Origin of the sequence: Aliirhizobium wenxiniae, assembly GCF_019511445.1 — a bacterium.
GTDB classification, from domain to species: domain Bacteria; phylum Pseudomonadota; class Alphaproteobacteria; order Rhizobiales; family Rhizobiaceae; genus Neorhizobium; species Neorhizobium wenxiniae_A.
In genome coordinates, this window is sequence record NZ_JAEUAN010000002.1 from 222,906 (window position 1) to 239,913 (window position 17,008).

The 17,008-nt window shown below is 60.8% G+C and carries 14 protein-coding genes; 5 read left to right on the forward strand and 9 right to left on the reverse strand.

From position 1 onward, the window contains the following. The first annotated feature begins 297 nt into the window (after positions 1 to 297). Complete coding sequence (locus JNB91_RS03280; RefSeq protein WP_220324086.1) at positions 298 to 708, forward strand: endonuclease domain-containing protein; 411 nt, start codon at positions 298 to 300, stop codon at positions 706 to 708. A 198-nt stretch (positions 709 to 906) separates the two neighbouring features. Here the strand turns inward: JNB91_RS03280 and JNB91_RS03285 are convergent, their stop codons facing one another. From JNB91_RS03285 to cysP, 6 genes are all read right to left on the reverse strand, one after another. Then, complete coding sequence (locus tag JNB91_RS03285; RefSeq protein ID WP_220324087.1) at positions 907 to 2,997, reverse strand: DEAD/DEAH box helicase; 2,091 nt, start codon at positions 2,995 to 2,997, stop codon at positions 907 to 909. 145 nt (positions 2,998 to 3,142) lie between these two features. Beyond that, entirely contained in the window at positions 3,143 to 3,757 is a 615-nt protein-coding gene (locus JNB91_RS03290) for an N-acetylmuramoyl-L-alanine amidase (protein WP_220324088.1), read from the reverse strand. Between the two features lie 170 nt (positions 3,758 to 3,927). Next, positions 3,928 to 4,962, reverse strand: a complete 1,035-nt coding sequence (locus tag JNB91_RS03295; RefSeq protein WP_220324089.1) for a sulfate/molybdate ABC transporter ATP-binding protein — start codon at positions 4,960 to 4,962, stop codon at positions 3,928 to 3,930. Continuing rightward, positions 4,959 to 5,837 carry a sulfate ABC transporter permease subunit CysW gene (cysW, locus tag JNB91_RS03300; RefSeq protein WP_220324090.1) on the reverse strand — a complete coding sequence of 293 codons (879 nt, stop codon included), beginning with the start codon at positions 5,835 to 5,837 and terminating at the stop codon, positions 4,959 to 4,961. Before cysW ends, JNB91_RS03295 begins: the two co-directional genes overlap by 4 nt. Before the next feature lie 4 nt (positions 5,838 to 5,841). Continuing rightward, complete coding sequence (gene cysT / locus JNB91_RS03305) at positions 5,842 to 6,666, reverse strand: sulfate ABC transporter permease subunit CysT (RefSeq protein ID WP_220324091.1); 825 nt, start codon at positions 6,664 to 6,666, stop codon at positions 5,842 to 5,844. Positions 6,667 to 6,900: 234 nt separating this feature from the next. Next, positions 6,901 to 7,884, reverse strand: a complete 984-nt coding sequence (gene cysP, locus JNB91_RS03310) for a thiosulfate ABC transporter substrate-binding protein CysP (protein WP_220324092.1) — start codon at positions 7,882 to 7,884, stop codon at positions 6,901 to 6,903. Between the two features lie 275 nt (positions 7,885 to 8,159). On the opposite strand from cysP, the gene JNB91_RS03315 reads away from it, so the two are divergent. The 3 genes from JNB91_RS03315 (at position 8,160) to JNB91_RS03325 (ending at position 11,804) form a co-directional block, all read left to right on the forward strand. Further along, positions 8,160 to 9,026, forward strand: coding sequence for a DMT family transporter (locus JNB91_RS03315; protein ID WP_220324093.1), 867 nt, complete (start codon positions 8,160 to 8,162; stop codon positions 9,024 to 9,026). Between the two features lie 96 nt (positions 9,027 to 9,122). Continuing rightward, positions 9,123 to 10,139, forward strand: coding sequence for a glycosyltransferase family 2 protein (locus JNB91_RS03320; RefSeq protein WP_220324094.1), 1,017 nt, complete (start codon positions 9,123 to 9,125; stop codon positions 10,137 to 10,139). A gap of 9 nt (positions 10,140 to 10,148) precedes the next feature. Beyond that, entirely contained in the window at positions 10,149 to 11,804 is a 1,656-nt protein-coding gene (locus JNB91_RS03325) for a hypothetical protein (protein ID WP_220324095.1), read from the forward strand. Positions 11,805 to 11,809: 5 nt separating this feature from the next. Here the strand turns inward: JNB91_RS03325 and JNB91_RS03330 are convergent, their stop codons facing one another. Together JNB91_RS03330 and JNB91_RS03335 are read right to left on the reverse strand one after the other, a co-directional pair. Next, entirely contained in the window at positions 11,810 to 13,873 is a 2,064-nt protein-coding gene (locus JNB91_RS03330; protein WP_223218050.1) for an ATP-binding protein, read from the reverse strand. A gap of 91 nt (positions 13,874 to 13,964) precedes the next feature. Beyond that, complete coding sequence (locus JNB91_RS03335; protein ID WP_220324097.1) at positions 13,965 to 14,570, reverse strand: TetR/AcrR family transcriptional regulator; 606 nt, start codon at positions 14,568 to 14,570, stop codon at positions 13,965 to 13,967. A 159-nt stretch (positions 14,571 to 14,729) separates the two neighbouring features. Between JNB91_RS03335 and JNB91_RS03340 the strand changes: the two genes are divergently transcribed. Further along, positions 14,730 to 15,128, forward strand: a complete 399-nt coding sequence (locus JNB91_RS03340) for a RidA family protein (protein WP_220324098.1) — start codon at positions 14,730 to 14,732, stop codon at positions 15,126 to 15,128. Positions 15,129 to 15,724: 596 nt separating this feature from the next. On the opposite strand, the gene JNB91_RS03345 is transcribed toward JNB91_RS03340, so the two are convergent. Next, positions 15,725 to 16,804, reverse strand: coding sequence for an enoyl-CoA hydratase/isomerase family protein (locus JNB91_RS03345; RefSeq protein WP_220324099.1), 1,080 nt, complete (start codon positions 16,802 to 16,804; stop codon positions 15,725 to 15,727). Between the last annotated feature and the right edge of the window lie 204 nt (positions 16,805 to 17,008).

Below are 17,008 nucleotides of genomic sequence, written 5' to 3' on the forward strand. Positions count from 1 at the left end.
CTCCATCCGCGATCACGTCTATCGAACCGGCCGGGGCACGCGCTCCGGCCGGTTTTCTTTTGCCGCTTGCTTGCGTACGTACCGCCCCTCATCCGCCTGCCGGCACCTTCTCCCCGTACGCGGGGCGAAGGACCCGAGACGCAACGTTTCTGCCCCTCTCCAACGTCGCGCGGGCCACGTCCCCTCTCCCCGTTTACGGGGAGAGGGTTAGGGTGAGGGGCAGCCCCCAGATTCTCGGGATTGAAGAGGACAACGCAGCAGCTACATTCAACGCAATCGGATCAGGAGCAACTCACCATGCGCGGTCCCCAATCAGCCAAAACCACTCGCGCCCGCTCCTTGCGCCAGTCGGACAACGATGCAGAAGCGAAATTATGGAGCGAGCTTCGAAACCGCCGGCTGAATGGCTTCAAATTCGTCCGTCAATTTCCAATTGGGAGATATTACGCAGACTTCGCCTGCCGTGAAGCAGACCTCGTCATTGAACTGGACGGCAGCCAGCACGCCGGCAGCGCCTATGACCGGCGTCGCGACGAATTCATGAACTTGGAAGGCTGGTCGGTTGCACGCTTTTCCAACAGTGGTGTCTTCGATCACATGGACGAGATGTTGGAGACGATCGTTGCTGTTCTTGATGGGAGGTTGGTGGAGAAAACGATCTCTGCTGAATTCAGCTTCCACCCAGCGCCTCATCGCCACGAACGATGAGAACGCGTGTGCGTCTGCCCCTCACCCTAACCCTCTCCCCGTAAACGGGGCGAGGGGACGTGCCTCACGCAACGTCAGTGACTAGACGAAAGGGCGCGGCATATCCCTTCTCCCCGTTATCACGGGGAGAAGGTGCCGGCAGGCGGATGAGGGGCCTCGCCAGCGCTCGGACTGAGGCACTACTCTGCCGAACGAGCTTTACTTCCGCTTCTCGAACCCGCCCTTGGCCGCAGGCTTCTTCTTGAAAGGCTTGTCGCCATCACCCTTGGCGAACGGCTTGTCGCCAAAAGCCTTCTTCTTGAACGGCTTATCACCGAAAGACTTATCGCCGCCCTTCTTGGCAAAATCGCCCTTCGGCTTTTCACCCCAGACGTCATCGTCCATGCGGCGCTCGGCGCTAGCCTTTTCGCCCTTCGGCTTCCAGTCCTTGCGCGGCGCATCACCGAACGGCTTATCGCCATCCCTGAAAGGCTTCTTTTCACGGAACGGCTTGTCGCCATAAGCCTTGTCGCCACGCGGGCCGTCCTTGGCGAACGGCTTGTCCTTGCGGAAACCGTCCTTCTTCGGCCCGTCCTTCCAGGGCTTGTCCATCCGCGGGCCTTCACGCCTGGTAAAGCCCTCGTCATCCGTGCCGCGAGAGAATTTCGAAAAGTCCGGCGCTCCATCCAGGCGCGTGACGCGGATGCCGCGCTCCATCGTCTTGTCCTTGCCGAGCTTGGCCATGAACTTGTCGGCATGCGCCTCGGCAATCTCGACGAAGGTCTCGTCGGCCTGCATCTTGATCGCGCCGATCTCGTTCTTGCTCAAATCACCGCTCTTGCAGATCGTCGGGATCAGCCAGCGCGGCTCGGCGCGCTGTTTGCGGCCGACAGACAGCGAGAACCAAACGGCCGGGCCGAAATCACCACGCGGAGTGAGCGGCCGCGAAGCTGGGTCGCCCTGGCTGCCATCGCGCGGCTTGCGGGCTTCGAGCGATACGACGTTGATATCTTCCGGTGCGGAATTCTTGCCGCGATAGAGCGCCACGAATGCAGAGGCGAGCTTCTCGGCGTCGAAACGCTCGGTCAGCTTGGCGATCAGCGCCTGCTCGTCCTCGTTGGTCGTCACTTCGGTAAAGATCGGATCGGCAAACAGCCGCTCCTCGTCGCGCACCGTCACTTCGTCGGCAGAAGGCGGGTTCGCCCATGTCGGCTCGACCTTGGCGCCGAACAGCAGGCGCTCGGCCTTGCGGCGCTGGGTGACCGGCACGATCAGCGCGCTGACGCCCTTGCGGCCCGCACGGCCGGTACGGCCCGAACGGTGCAACAGCGTTTCGGAATTGGTAGGCAGATCCGCATGGATGACAAGTTCGAGGCCCGGCAGATCGATGCCGCGAGCAGCAACGTCGGTCGCGATGCAGACGCGGGCGCGGCCATCGCGCATTGCCTGCAGCGCATGGGTACGCTCGTTCTGGGTCAGCTCGCCCGAAAGCGCCACGACGGAGAAATTGCGGTTGGAAAGCCGCGAATGCAGGTGATTGACCGCAGCACGCGTCGAGCAGAACACGATCGCATTCGGCGCTTCGTAATAACGCAGCACGTTGACGATGGCGTTTTCACGGTCGGACGGCGTGACCAGAAGAGCGCGATAATCGATATCGACATGCTGCTTCTGTTCGGCCTGGGTGCTGATGCGCACGGCATCGCGCTGGTAGCTCTTGGCAAGCTTGGCGATTGCGGCCGGAACGGTGGCCGAGAACATCAGCGTGCGGCGCTCGTCCGGAGCCGATTCAAGGATGAATTCCAGGTCCTCGCGGAAACCGAGATCGAGCATCTCGTCGGCTTCGTCGAGCACGGCCACCCGCACCTCGGACATGTCGAGCGCGTTGCGACGGATATGGTCGCAGATACGGCCCGGCGTACCGACGACGATATGCGCACCGCGCTCCAGCGCCCGGCGCTCGTTGCGGATATCCATGCCGCCGACGCAGGAAGTGATCACGGCACCGGCTTCGGCGTAGAGCCAGTCGAGTTCGCGCTTGACCTGCATGGCAAGTTCGCGGGTCGGCGCAATCACGAGCGCCAGAGGCGCTGCTGCGCGGCCAAAGCTGTCGCGATCTTCAAGCAGCGTCGGCGCCATGGCAATGCCGAAGGCCACCGTCTTGCCGGAACCCGTCTGGGCGGAAACCAGCGCATCGGCTGTCGCAAGCGCCGGGTCCAGCATCGCCTGCTGGACGGGGGTCAGCGTCTCGTAACCACGCTTCTGCAAAGCCTTCGCGATCGCCGGAACGGCGCCGTTGATATCGGTCATCAATCTTGTCTTTCGGAATCTACCGCGCCTGCTGGCGCCTTGGCTGCAACGATCGCAGCCGAACGTTGCGCCGTCCCTAATGAATCCGACGACAAAAGTCAAAGCGACTCCGCACAATGCAGGCACGCGCAGCGCGCAACAGGCGTCAATTCCGGCGACCGAGGATCCTTGAACGGATCGAATCCATCGGAAAGGCAGGTCCCGGATCCGTCTTGCGTGGCCATGAAATATCGTCATGGCCGAGCATGTCGAGAAATTTGTAGCGTGCGTGCAATGCATGCGCCACTTCCAGCAACCGGTCCAGTTGCTGCTGCGGAAAGACATGCCACCCCCTCAGCGACCCGCCGCGCTCGTGCACAGCCTCCATCACTTCGTTTGGCGGGATGACCTGGTTGAACCATGTGACGAATTCCCCGCTCGCGAGTTTCCGCAGTAGGCCGCCATTGCAGAGTTCTATCCCGATCGAATGATTGTTGAGGCCGGAAATTTCACCCCATTTGCTCTGCCCCGCATGCCAGGCAACACGGTTGAACGGAACGATCTGCGCCACCCTGCCGTCGCGTCCGATGAGAAGATGGACAGAGGCTCTGGTCTCCTGATCGCGCGCCAGCGATTGCAGGTCGGCCTCAAACGAGGCACCTGCCGTATAATGGATGACGAGGAAACGCGGAGTGAGCGCACCACCCAACTTCTGCGTAGGCTCCTGCAAAACTTCGGTCTCGGCGGAAACTAGCCTATTGTTCTCGAGAGAAAATGGCATGCGATCATCCCTCCCCGGAAAACCCGCAGCCGATCACGCGCAATCAGTCGTTGGGACGCCCTGTTTGGCGACACGACGTCCTTTCCGAGCTGGCACGAAAGCTGACAGAAAATGGGCATCGCTGCCCATTACAAGGATCGCACGAACCATTATTGATTGCAATAATAAATTTAGGGCAACCTTAGGGTTGCACAAAACACCTTCGCCCGACGCAGCGTCACAAACCCCGCATCCCCAGCCTTCACAACCCGCTCCGGCTCCACATCGAACTCCAGCGCCTCGCCCGCGCCCGTCGTCGCCAGCACGCGCCTTCCATCCGCCCGGTCGAGCACGCGGGTGATCTCCGCCGCAATCCCCGGCCCTTCAACGGACCAGTCGATATCTCTCGGCCGCGCGTAAAGCTCGCCCCTGCCATCGGCCACTCCGGCAGCCTCGATGGAAAGCCCGCCAACGTGAGCCCGACCATCTTTCACCTCTGCAGCAATCACATTCGCATCGCCCAGAAACTTCATCACGAAGGCGGATTTCGGGTCGCGGCACACTTCCTGTGGCGTGCCCTGCTGCACGATTTGCCCGTCCTTGAGGATCACTACCCGATCAGCCAGATCGAGCGCCTCTTCCTGGTCGTGGGTGACGAACAAAGTGGTGATCCCGAGTTCCGAATGGATCTCGCGCAGCCAGCGGCGCAGGTCACGGCGCACATTGGCATCGAGCGCCCCGAACGGCTCGTCGAGCAGCAGCACCTTGGGATCGACCGAAAGCGCACGGGCAAGCGCCACGCGCTGCCGCTGGCCGCCGGAAATCTGTGCCGGGAACCGGTCGCCCAGCCCCTCCAACCGCACCAGACGAAGAAGGTCGGCCACACGGCTATCGATCGCCGCCCGGTCGCGCTTCACCTTCGACACCTTCATGCCGAAGGCAATATTGTCGGCCACCGTCATATGCGGGAAAAGCGCATAATGCTGGAAGACGAAGCCGACGCCGCGGTCGCGCACCGGAATGTCGGTCGCATCCTGGTCGCCGAAATGAATGGCGCCGCCATCGGCATATTCCAGCCCGGCCACCATGCGCAGGATCGTGGTCTTGCCCGAGCCGGATGGGCCCAGAAGCGCAACCAGCTCGCCGCTTTCGATATCGAGCGACACGCCCTTTACGGCCTGAAAGCTCTCGAAGGTTTTAACGACGTTTTCGAGGTGGATCTTCATGATGTTTTCTCTGCCGGATTGTCGGTTTTGCGCACGCGGCCGGCTCCCTGCCGTTCCAGTGCCACCTTGGCGATGATGGTGAAGACGGCGATCAACGCCAGGATCGAGGCGGCGGCAAAAGCGCCGGTCGCGTTATAATCGTGATAGAGCAGCTCGATATGCAGCGGCAGCGTATTGGTCTGGCCGCGGATATTGCCGGAGACGACCGAGACAGCCCCGAACTCACCCATGACACGGGCGTTGCAGAGAATGACGCCGTAAAGCAGCGCCCACTTCACATTCGGCAGCGTCACCGAAAAGAAGGTGCGCCAGCCGGAAGCGCCAAGCGAGGTCGACGCCTCCTCCAGATCCCGTCCCTGCGCCTGCATCAGCGGGATCAGCTCGCGCGCCACGAAGGGTGCGGTGACGAACATCGAGGCGATGATGATGCCCGGCACGGCAAACAGGATTTTTATGTCATGCGCATCGAGCCACGGCCCAAACAGGCCCTGCAGCCCGTAGACGAACAGATAGGCGACACCGGCGACGATGGGCGACACGGAAAACGGGATCTCGATCACCACGAGCAGAAACCGCTTGCCCCAGAAATCGAATTTGGTGATCGCCCAAGCGGCGGCAATGCCGAAGACGGTGTTGACCGGCACCGCGATCAGCGCCGCAAGCACCGTCAGCATCACGGCATGCAGCGTATCGGGATGGATGACCGTATCGCGATAAAGCTGCCAGCCTTTCGAAAACGCCTCGACACCGATGATGACCAGCGGCGCGATGATGACGAGGGCCACGAGAACGACAACGATGCCGATCATTAAGCGGCGAAACAGCGGGGCATCACCGACGCGCGGCGGCTTGCGACGGGTGGAAACTGTGCTCATGGTCTCACCCCTTCACCGTGTAACGCAGCGCCCGCGCCTGCAGCCAGTTGGTGACCGCGAGCATGAAGAAGGCGGCAAGCAGCAGCACGGAGGCGATCGCAGCAGCCGCCTGATAATCATATTCCTCCAGCCGGATGAAGATCAGCAGAGCGGTGATTTCCGTCGACATCGGCTGGTTGCCAGCAATGAAGATGATCGCGCCGAATTCGCCAAGGCAGCGGGCGAACGACAGCGACACGCCGGCGAGAAGTGCGGGTGCGAGCAGCGGGAGGATGACCTTGCGAAAGATCGTCCAGTCCGAACCGCCAAGCGATTGCGCCGCCTCTTCCAGTGCCGGATCGAGATCCTCCAGCACCGGCTGCACCGTGCGCACGATGAAGGGAAGCGAGGTGAAGCACATGGCGATCATGATGCCGATCGGCGTATAGGCGACCTTGATGCCGAGACCTTCCAGCACCGAGCCGAACCAGCCGCTATTGGCAAACAGCGCGGTGAGCGCAATACCGGCAACCGCGGTCGGCAGTGCAAACGGCAAATCCACCACGGCGTCGATGATGCGACGGCCGGGAAAGCGATAGCGGGTGATTACCCAGGCAAGCGAAAGCCCGAAGAACAGGTTGAAAACGGTGGCTCCGAGCGCCGAAAGCACCGTGACGCGATAGCTCGCCACCGCACGCGACGACGAAACGATCCGCCAGTAATCTTCAAACCCAAGGCTCGCCGCCTTGAATGCCAGCGCCGCCAGCGGCAGCACGACGATCAGGCCGACATAAAACAGGGTCACGCCCAGCGATAGCGGCAGGCCGGGCAGGACATTGCGTCGTCTCACGCGGTCGTTTCCTTACTACATGATAAAACCCGGTGGATGGCAATCCGCCGGGTGGTACAGCAATTCGTGGCATCCCTCATCCCTGTGCTTGTCACAGGGATCCAGCCGACGCGCGTCTGCGCGGCGAAAAGAGTTTTTCCAGCCCAAGGACTTGGGCTGGCTGGATTCCTGTGACAAGCACAGGAATGAGGAAGTGGAGATGGCAGCCTAGCGTGAAAAGCCGCGGCCGAGCAATCAGCGGCTGCCGTAAAGCTTGTCGAGCGTGCCGCCGGAAGCGAAATGTTCGGACTGGATCTTGCTCCAGCCGCCGAATACGTCATCGACCTTGACGAGGCGAATTTCCGGGAACTCGCTCTTGAATTCGGCAGCGACCTTTTCGTTATGAACGCGGTGACCGAATTCGGCAGCGATCTTCTGGCCTTCTTCCGTGTAGAGGAAGTCGAGATAGGTTTTCGCCAGCGCCTCGGTGCCATGCTTCTTGGCAACCTTGTCGACAACCGCAACCGGGAATTCCGCAAGCAGGCTGACCGACGGAATGACGCTCTCCACCTTGTCCTTGCCGAACTGCTTTTCGATGCCGCGGGTTTCGGCCTCGAAGGTGATCAGCACATCGCCCTGGCCGCGCTCGACAAAGGTCGTCGTTGCCGCACGACCGCCGGTATCGAAGACCGGGACGTTGTCAAAAATCTTAGTGATATAGGCCTCGATCTTTTCCTGATCGTCCTTGTACTCTTCCTTCGCCCATGCGGTGGCGGCGAGATAGGTATAGCGCGCATTGCCGGAGGTCTTCGGGTTCGGGAAGACGGCATGCACGTCGTCACGCGCAAGATCGGCCCAGCCCTTGATGTTCTTCGGGTTTCCGGCGCGCACCAGGAAGGCCGGGAAGGAATAGAAGGGCGAGGCATCGTTCGGGAATGCCTTGGTCCATTCCGGAGAAACAAAGCCATTCTTGGCGAGGAAATCGATATCGGTGGACTGGTTGAAGGTCACCACGTCGGCCTCCAGCCCTTCAACGATCGACCGCGCCTGCTTGGAAGTGCCGGCATGCGACTGGTCGATGGTAACGCCCGGATGCTCCTTGACGAAGGCCTCGTTGACCGCAACGAACAGTTCGCGCGCCACGTCGTAGGAGGCGTTGAGAAGCTTCTGCTCCTGCGCGAAGGCCGGCTGGACGAAGAGTGCGGCAATCGCGGTGCCGAGAATAAGGAGGCGTTTCATCAAAGGTCCCCGAGGATTAAATCGTGCCGAGAAACTATCGGGACCGCCAGAGAACCGCGAGATACGGCCCTCTCACCGCACATTGAGGTTTAGAATTTTCATCCATTTTTGGCAGCATTCGGCAACGGTTTTGCTTCAGCCATATGACAAGCCTTGTCTCAACCCGCGCATAGCTCCTACCCGCTTATGGCTCTGGTGCAATCAGGGCCAACTCTGTAGGCCCGCCCTATGGCGCCAAGCGCCGCCCTGAAATTGCAGGCCGAAGTCGTTGACGAATGAAAAACAAAAGCGCTGGTTACCTTTATGTCCTGCTGGCCATAACCATTTTTGCCGCACAGGACGGGTTATCCAAGTTTCTGGCCGAAAAATACCCAGTCATCGCCTTCACGATGATCCGCTTCTGGGCCTTCGCCGCTTTCGTCATGCTGTTCGCCGCCTTTTCACCCGGCGGCTTGCGGCAGGCCTTTGCCACCCGACGCCCCTTCCTGCAGATGCTGCGCGGCCCGCTGCTGGTCCTTGAGATCATCGTCGTTGTTTACGCCTTTACGGTGGCAGGTCTCGCCATGACCACAGCCATCATGCAGGCGACACCGCTGATCATCACGGTCCTGTCGATACCGTTGCTGGGCGAAAAGGTCGGCTGGCGGCGCGGTTTGGCTGTGCTCGTCGGCCTCATCGGCGTGCTGGTCATCCTCAATCCGACCGGTATCGAATTCGGCATCCACCTCATCTGGCCGCTGCTTGGTGCACTCTCCTTCGGACTTTACGGCATCGCTACCCGTGCGGTCGGCCGCGAAGATTCCGCAGTCACCAGCGTCCTCTATACCGGCGTCTTCGGCGCCATAGCCGCAACTGCAATAGGCATATTCTACTGGACACCGATTGCCATGGCGGACTGGCCGGCGCTGATGGCGCTGTGCGTCTGCGGCACGCTCAGCCATTTCTTCCTGATCAAGGCCTATGGAATGCTGAGCGCAGTCGAGGTTCAACCGCTGACCTATCTGCAGATCGTCATCAGTGTCGGCATCGCCACCGTCATCTTTGGCGAAAGCATCGGTTTCAACATGATCGTCGGCGCGGTGATCGTCGTGGCGGCAGGCCTGTTCACCGTCTTCCGCGAACACAGGCTCGGGATCAAGTAACAGTGTCTTGTGGTTGGCGCATATCAGCCGCCGCACGTCATCGTCTGGAACCCGCAAAGTAATTCTATCTTAAGCGGCAAAATCTATTCTGGCCGCATGACCAGAACCGAGCTCTCCGTCGTCGTTCCCTGCTTCAACGAAGAAGCTGTACTAGAAGAATTTTCCGGACGGATGTCGCGGGCATGCTCTGCCGTCACGCAGAATTACGAGATCATCTTCGTCGATGATGGGTCTTCAGACCGGACATGGCCTCTCATCGAGACACTCTCGCAAAACGACCCCCGCATCGTCGGCGTGCAACTTTTTCGCAATCATGGACATCAGCTGGCAGCCACCGCAGGACTTTCTCTCGCAAACGGCGAACGCGTGCTGCTGATCGACGCCGACCTTCAGGACCCGCCGGAATTGCTGCCCTCCATGGCCAAACGCATGGATGAGGGGTTTGACGTCGTTTACGGAAAACGCATCGCCCGCGCCGGCGAAACCACATTCAAGCGCCTGACGGCATCGGTCTTTTACCGCCTGCTGAACAGGCTGTCCTCGGTTCCCATTCCTGAAGATACCGGTGATTTCCGGCTGATGTCCCGCCCTGTCGTCGATATTCTCAATAACATGCCCGAGCGGCACCGGTTCATTCGCGGCATGGTCAGCTGGATCGGCGGCAGGCAGGCCGCATTCCCTTACGCGCGGGATGCGCGTTTTGCCGGCGAGACCAAATATCCGCTGCGCAAGATGATCTCGCTCGCCATCGACGCCCTGACGAGCTTCTCGACCAAGCCGCTGCGCGCTGCTGTCTGGCTCGGCCTCATGTCTTCGCTTTTCGCCTTCGCCATCCTGATCTACGCCGTCGTCCAGTGGGCGGCCGGCAATGTCGTTCCGGGCTGGGCAAGCTCGGTTGTGGCGATCTCCTTCTTCTCCGGCACCCAGCTCTTCGTCATGGGCGTCTTCGGCGAATATCTCGGCCGTGTCGTCCAGGAGGTCAAAGGCCGGCCTTTGTTCACCATCGGCAAGATCTGCCGCAACGACGCCAAGGCGGAACTCTCGGGCGACGTCGAGAACCTGCAAAAGGCCGTGACCGAATACGAACGATCTGACAAACGTGTGTCTCGCTAGGGAGCCGGCATGACGATGACATCGGGAACGGATGACATCGGGTCGGCGACGGCTGGCAAAAACAAGGCAAACCGCGTTTCAGACAGGCGGATCGCAGCCCTGATCGTGCTGGCTGCCCTCATCTCGCTGATCCCTATCCTGTCGGTGCGCTTTCCGCCGATGACCGATTATGCCAATCACTATGTGCGGCTCTGGCTTCTGGCAGGCGGCATCGACCGGCCGTTCATGGCGCAATTCTATGAGATCGATTGGAATGTCGCCTGGACCAATATCGCCATCGATCTTTTGGCCTTCGCGCTCGGCAAGATCGCCACGATGGATATCATCGCTCCCTTCATTTTAGGGCTGGCGCTTCTCTTGCCGCCGATCGGCGTCACGCTGCTCAACCGCAGGCTCTTCGGCGGTTTTCACTGGTGGCAATTGCTGTGCTTCGTGCTGGCTTGGAATGCCGTCTTTCTGTTCGGCTTCTTGAGTTTTTCGATCAGCCTCGGTCTGGCGCTGATCTTTGCCTATGCTGACGCATGCCTGAAGCATCGCGGTGCGGTGGTCTCCATCCCGCTCCGGGTCGCCTGTGCGACGATCCTGCTGACCGCCCACCCATTCGGCCTGCTTTTCTACACCATCCTGTTGGCCGCCTTGGCATTCGGCCCCTCAGCGTCTCCCTTCAGACAAGGCAAGGCCTTCGCCGCCGCCATCGGACGGGTCGTGCTAGCTGTCGCTCCCGTCTTCCTGCCGCTGGTCGCCTTCCTCCTGTTCGGTCCGTCATTGCCCGGTCAGAAAGATGTATCCCTGCTCGACAGCCTGAACTGGGACAATCCGTCGATCATGCGCTCGATCAAGGTCCTTCTCACCTATTTCAGGAGCTACGACGCGCGCATCGACATGATCTACGTGATGCTCTTCATCGTGGTTGTGAGGGAAACCGTCCGACACAAGCTTCTGACCGTGCATTGGGGCCTCGTCTTTACCGCGATCGTTACCGGTCTTTTGTCGATGCTCATGCCCACCCAGGCCTTCGACACCGGCGGCATGGATGTCCGCCTGCCGTGCATGATGACGCTTGCCGCCGCCGCCGGACTGAGGCCGGAAATAAGGGGCCGGCTGCAATCGCTCGTCCTGCCGGCCGTTCTTCTTCTGATTGTCTGCCGCACGGCCTTCGTCGAATATGTCTGGTTGCAGCGCAATGCGGATGTCGCAGCCGTGGAACGTGTACTGGAACACGTTGAGCCGGGTACGGCAATCCTCCCGGTCCAGCCTCGTTTGACCCCGGAGAATATCGACAACATGCCGATCGGGCGCATAGCCGGCGGCATGTTCCCCAGCTTCATTCACTATCCCGCCATTGCGAGCTTCGAGCGGGACGCCTTCATGCCCTATCTGTTCACAGCATCAGGAAAGCAGCCTCTGCGCGTCAGAGAGCCTTGGCGTGAAATCGCCGTGCCTGAAGGAATGCCGCTCCTGACCGAACAGCTGACCGAGCCCGCACCATATTATGCGCCCTATATGGCTAACTGGAAAAACCGCTTCGACTACATCCTGCTTCTGAATGCCGATATGGCCGGCCCGGACAATCCGATGCCGACAATCGATATCGTTCATCTCGTTGCCGATGAAGGTTTTGCGCGTCTCTACCGCATCGACCATCCAGAACCGCAGCGAAAGTAGCCGCCTTATTCCGACAGCAACTCCTTCACCTTTCGTGCAAAGGCGTCACTGAGGAACGGCTTGGTCATCACATGCATGCCGTGTTCCAGATGACCGTGGTTCAGCACGGCATTTTCGGCATAACCGGTCACGAACAGGATCTTGAAGTCCGGCCGCTCGGCGCGAACCGCATCCGCCAGCTGCCGTCCGTTCATGCCGCCCGGCAACCCGACATCTGTCACCAGAAGATCGATCGGCTGACCCGAATTCATGATCTTCAACGCCGTCGGCCCATCGCCTGCCTCAAGCACATGATAGCCCAGCTCTTCGAGGATCTCGACCGCGACCATGCGCACCAGCGGCTCGTCATCGACGACGAGGATCGTCTCGTTTTCGGCGGATCGCGGCGTCGCTGATAGACCGGCAATATCCTCGTCGCCATCGTGATCGCCAAGATGACGCGGCAGGTAGATGCAGATCATCGTACCCTTGCCGAGCTCCGAATAAATGCGCGCCGTTCCGCCGGATTGCCCGGCGAAACCATGCACCATGGAAAGCCCGAGGCCAGTACCCTGGCCGATCGGCTTGGTCGTGTAGAAGGGATCGAAGGCGCGTTCGACGATTTCCGCCGACATGCCCGTTCCGGTGTCGCTGACACACAGCGACACATATTGGCCTGGCGGAAGGCCGCGTTGGCGCGCAGTCCGCTCGTCGAACCAGCGATTGGATGTCTCGATCGTCAGCTTGCCGCCGTCGGGCATCGCGTCGCGCGCATTGATGCAGAGGTTCAGCAACGCATTTTCAAGCTGCCCGACATCGACGAATGTGGTCCACAGTCCACCGGCAAAGGCCGTTTCCACATGGATCGTCGGCCCGACGCTGCGGGTGATGAGGTCCTGCATGCCCGACACCAACCGGTTGAGCAACACCGGCTTCGGATCAAGCGTCTGCCGCCGTGAAAAGGCCAGCAACCGCTGCGTCAGGCCGGCGGCGCGTTTGGCGGCTCCCTGCGCCCCGGTGATGTAGCGGTCGAGATCGCTGATCCGTCCCTGCGCCAGACGAGTCTGCATCAGTTCCAGCGAGCCGGAAATGCCGGCCAGAAGATTGTTGAAATCATGCGCCAGACCGCCGGTCAGCTGGCCGACAGCCTCCATCTTCTGTGAGTGGCGAAGCTGCTCCTCGGAGCGCATCAGCTCCTCCGTGCGCGCCGCCACACGCTGCTCCAGCGTCTCGTTAAGCAGCGTCAGATCCGCGATTGCCTTGTCGCGTTCGGCCTCGACGGCGCGCCTCTCCTCGATGTCGATCAGCACGCCGGGAAAATTCAACGCCTTGCCATCCGGCCCGAGCTCGACCCGGCCATTGGCTTCCAGCCAGTAATAATTGCCGTCGTGCCGCTTCGTGCGATATTGGTGGATATAGGGGCCGCCGCGCTTCAACGCGTTGCCGATCGCCTCCATCAGCCCGGCCCTGTCATCCGGATGGACCGTTTCTACGACCTGGTCGAGCGTGAGGTTGCTGTGGCCCACAGCCGGGTCCAGACCGAAAGCCGTTGCCAGGGCATCGTCGCCGGTAAAGCGGTCGGCCAGCACATCCCAGAACCAGGTGCCGATAATGGCGCCTGCTGCGAGTGCGAGCTGAACCCGCTGCACGTTTCGCCGGGCAACCGCCTCGCTGGCACGCAAGGCCTCCTCGGCGCGCCGGCGGGCGGTGATGTCGCGAAACATCACCGAAACCTGCCTCAGGCTCGCCGGCTCCACCCGCGAACTCGACACCTCGATATGCCGGCCGATCGCCTCGAACTCCTGCTCGAACCGAACCGTCTTTCCGGTCCTCAACACCTCGCCGTAAAGCGCGATCCATTTGTCCGCCGCATCCGGCTCGATCTCGCGCAGCCGTTTACCGACGATATCGGCGATCCCGGTCTGCCGTTCATATCCGGAATTGGCCTCGATATGCACATAATCGCTCAGCGGCCCATGCGGTCCGTCGATGAACTCGATGATGCAGAAACCTTCGTCGATTGCCTCGAACAGGGCGCGGTACCGCGCCTCGCTGCGCAAGAGGGCATCGTCATCCTGAGGATGAAGCATTTCGTCAGAACTCAAGGACCGATCCTCTAAAGCGCGATGAACGTGAATAGCATAACGCCCGAAGAAGGAAATCGGTTGCCAATGGAGCCTGTTACGATTTGGCGCGAAATCCATCCGCCATCAGCGAAAAAGCCTCCACTGCCTTCGGCAAGACCTCGGCCGGCTTGTCGCTCGCCGCCACCCAGAGCGCGGCATTGAGCGCAGCACCGTTGAGCAATCGCGACGCGGCCTCGATATCGACGGGCTTCATCACCCCGCTTTCGACCATCGCCCGCACACCCTTGCGCGTCTCGGCAAGACAGCTGTTTTGGCTCGGCCACTGCGATGGATCGCCCAGCACCGCCGGTCCGTCGAGCAGCACGATCCGCTGAATTTCGGGATCGAGCGCCATCTCGATATAGGCCGCCCCTTCGGCCAGCAGCGCCTGCCAGCTATCACCCTCGCCGTGACCAGCGCTTTTCGCCCCAATCTCCCGCGCCCGTGCCGCCATTTCTCCGTCGAGCTGATCGACTACCGCCGCCAGCAGGCCGCGCTTGTCGCCGAAATTGTGATAAAGCGCGCCGCGCGTCAGGCCTGCATCGGCCGTCAGTTCGTCCATAGAGGCATTCGCAAAACCCTTTTCCGCAAAAGCCTTGCGCGCCGCCGCGATCAGCTTCGCGCGGTTCTCCTCCATCTTCTCCAGACGTTTTCCAGCCATGACGAACTCCGAATTTCAAATACGCAACGTATATGAACTTGACATACGAGACGTATGCGACCACTTTATATACGAGCCGTATATCAAATTCGACCCCGGCTTGTGAAGCCGCATTCCATCGGATGCGCGATTGCAGAAACCGCGAAGAAAGGTCAGATCATGACAAAGCGCGAAACCATTTTCCCGCCGAACCGCCACGCCCTTTATGAACAGCATGGCTATTCCGCCGCCATCCGCTCCGGCGATCTCCTGTTCGTCTCGGGCCAGGTCGGCAGCCGCGAGGACGGCACGCCGGAACCGGACTTCAAGGCCCAGGTCGAACTCGCCTTCGACAATCTCAAATCCGTCCTGAAAGCCGCAGGCGCCGGGCTGGACGACATCATCGACGTCACCACCTTCCACACCGACCCGGAAAACCAGTTTGGCACGATCATGGAAGTGAAGAACCGGATTTTCCCGGCGGCGCCCTATCCGAACTGGACGGCAATCGGCACAACCTGGCTCTCCGGCTTCGATTTCGAGATCAAGGTCATCGCCCGCGTTCCGCAAACAGCCTGACACGCCGCCTAGACGCGGGCCGGCAAGATATCACGCAAACAATGAGCGGGGATGATACGACCCGACGTGGAAATTATTCGCCTTGTCCCGAAAAGACTTGGCCAAAATGCCGGGTCCATTTCATCCTCGCGCCGGGCAATTGCGCGACACTATCCCCGTCATCGGATGGGAACCGGGTTCGCGAACCGGCATCCTCAACGGGTTGCAACTCGGTTTCCGATGATGGTCGAGAAACGCGGTCGAGCGGGAACTGACAAGTCCCAGGAAGACCAGATGAACCGGCCGGGGCAGGCAGACCAAGATCTACCTCATACCCCAATACCCACTGCCTGCCCCATTCCCGCGTCAACCACGCTGGTGCGAGCCTGCGTGGGTATCGGTGCTGGCGGCACCCCCCTCTGCCCTGCCGGGCATCTCCCCCACAAGGGGGGAGATCACACTTGGCACGACCTTCCCTCCCCATTCAGCGGAGAACTCCGCCGAGATAAAGATGATGTTTGCTTTAGGCGATGAGCCGGCGTCTTGCCGATCTCCCCCCTTGTGGGGGAGATGGCCGGCAGGCCAGAGGGGGTATCGCCGTGCTCGACGCACAACCACTACAACCGATGATCCGCAAACAGCGGCGCATGCCCACCAACAAAATATCGGTCCAGCTCCGCCTCCGTCACTTGCGCCAGCGTCGCCGGCTGCCATTGCGGATTGCGGTCCTTGTCGATCACCGCCGCCCGCACGCCCTCGTAGAAATCGCGGTTGCGCAGAAGCTCGGAAGCAACGGTAAACTCCCGCTCCAGGCATTCCACCAGGCTCGAGCTTTTCCGCCCGGCGCGCAGCAGCCGCAGCGTCAGCTTCAGGCTCGTCGGCGAACGTTTGGCGATGACGCTCCGGGTAAAGGCGGCAAACTCGCCCTCTTCCTTTTCAAGCGCAGCAAGAATTTCCTCGATCGTATCGAACGAGAACACGCGATCGATCAGCGCACGCTGCCCCTCCAGTCGGCTGGCACCCGGCGACGTCGCAAATTCACCGATCACCGCCGCGAGATCCGCATCCGACGCGCCGCCACCGAGCGCGCCCAAAGCCTGCGTCAATTCAGCAAGCCTTTCCGACGGCACATGGTAATCCGCAAACCCGGCATAGATGGCATCCGCCGCGCCAACGATCTCGCCGGTCAGCCCCATCCACGTCCCCACCTCGCCCGGCGCACGCGGCAGAAGCCAGGTCGCACCGACATCCGGTACGTAACCAATCCCGGTTTCCGGCATGGCGAGCTTCGTCCGTTCGGTAACGATACGGTGCCTGCCATGCGAGGCAACCCCGACGCCGCCGCCCATGACGATACCGTCCATCAACGCCACATAGGGTTTCGGGTAACGCGCGATCGTGTAGTTGATCGGAAATTCCTCGCGCCAGAATCGGGTGACTTGCGGGTCACCGGCCTTGCCGAGCTGATAGATGGCCCGGATATCGCCGCCGGCGCAAAGCCCGCGCTCGCCCTCCCCCGCCAAGATAACGCATGAAATGTCTTTGTCCTCGGCGAACCGTTCCATCGCCGGCTTCATCGCATGCACCATGGCAAGGTTGAGACTGTTCAGCGCCTTCGGCCGGTTCAGCCTCATGATCGCCGCCGACCCGATACGGTCAAAAAGGATTTCGTCGGTCTGAACTGCGCTGTCGCTCATGCCTGCCTCGGGGTGTCATTGACTGTTCCCCGATCATAGCGGGCCGCAAAGTGGTGAGGCCAGAGATAATATCGGGCATGATTGCCGCATTGGGGGAGGTGGTGGCCCGTCGCGATCCCCTCACTTGCAATTTCTGAAACTTAGCCTTTGGCTAAGATTTCGAAATTGGTATCTCTCCCACAAGGGGAGAGATACCGGGAGGCA

Bases quoted from the DNA above. Each gene is read 5' to 3' on its own strand.
- JNB91_RS03285 (WP_220324087.1), bottom strand. From the start codon at position 2,997: ATGACCGATATCAACGGCGCCGTTCCGGCGATCGCGAAGGCTTTGCAG.
- JNB91_RS03330 (WP_223218050.1), bottom strand. From the start codon at position 13,873: ATGCTTCATCCTCAGGATGACGATGCCCTCTTGCGCAGCGAGGCGCGG.
- JNB91_RS03325 (WP_220324095.1), top strand. From the start codon at position 10,149: ATGACGATGACATCGGGAACGGATGACATCGGGTCGGCGACGGCTGGC.
- JNB91_RS03320 (WP_220324094.1), top strand. From the start codon at position 9,123: ATGACCAGAACCGAGCTCTCCGTCGTCGTTCCCTGCTTCAACGAAGAA.
- JNB91_RS03280 (WP_220324086.1), top strand. From the start codon at position 298: ATGCGCGGTCCCCAATCAGCCAAAACCACTCGCGCCCGCTCCTTGCGC.
- cysW (WP_220324090.1), bottom strand. From the start codon at position 5,837: ATGAGCACAGTTTCCACCCGTCGCAAGCCGCCGCGCGTCGGTGATGCC.
- JNB91_RS03340 (WP_220324098.1), top strand. From the start codon at position 14,730: ATGACAAAGCGCGAAACCATTTTCCCGCCGAACCGCCACGCCCTTTAT.
- cysP (WP_220324092.1), bottom strand. From the start codon at position 7,884: ATGAAACGCCTCCTTATTCTCGGCACCGCGATTGCCGCACTCTTCGTC.
- JNB91_RS03315 (WP_220324093.1), top strand. From the start codon at position 8,160: ATGAAAAACAAAAGCGCTGGTTACCTTTATGTCCTGCTGGCCATAACC.
- JNB91_RS03345 (WP_220324099.1), bottom strand. From the start codon at position 16,804: ATGAGCGACAGCGCAGTTCAGACCGACGAAATCCTTTTTGACCGTATC.
- JNB91_RS03290 (WP_220324088.1), bottom strand. From the start codon at position 3,757: ATGCCATTTTCTCTCGAGAACAATAGGCTAGTTTCCGCCGAGACCGAA.
- JNB91_RS03295 (WP_220324089.1), bottom strand. From the start codon at position 4,962: ATGAAGATCCACCTCGAAAACGTCGTTAAAACCTTCGAGAGCTTTCAG.
- JNB91_RS03335 (WP_220324097.1), bottom strand. From the start codon at position 14,570: ATGGCTGGAAAACGTCTGGAGAAGATGGAGGAGAACCGCGCGAAGCTG.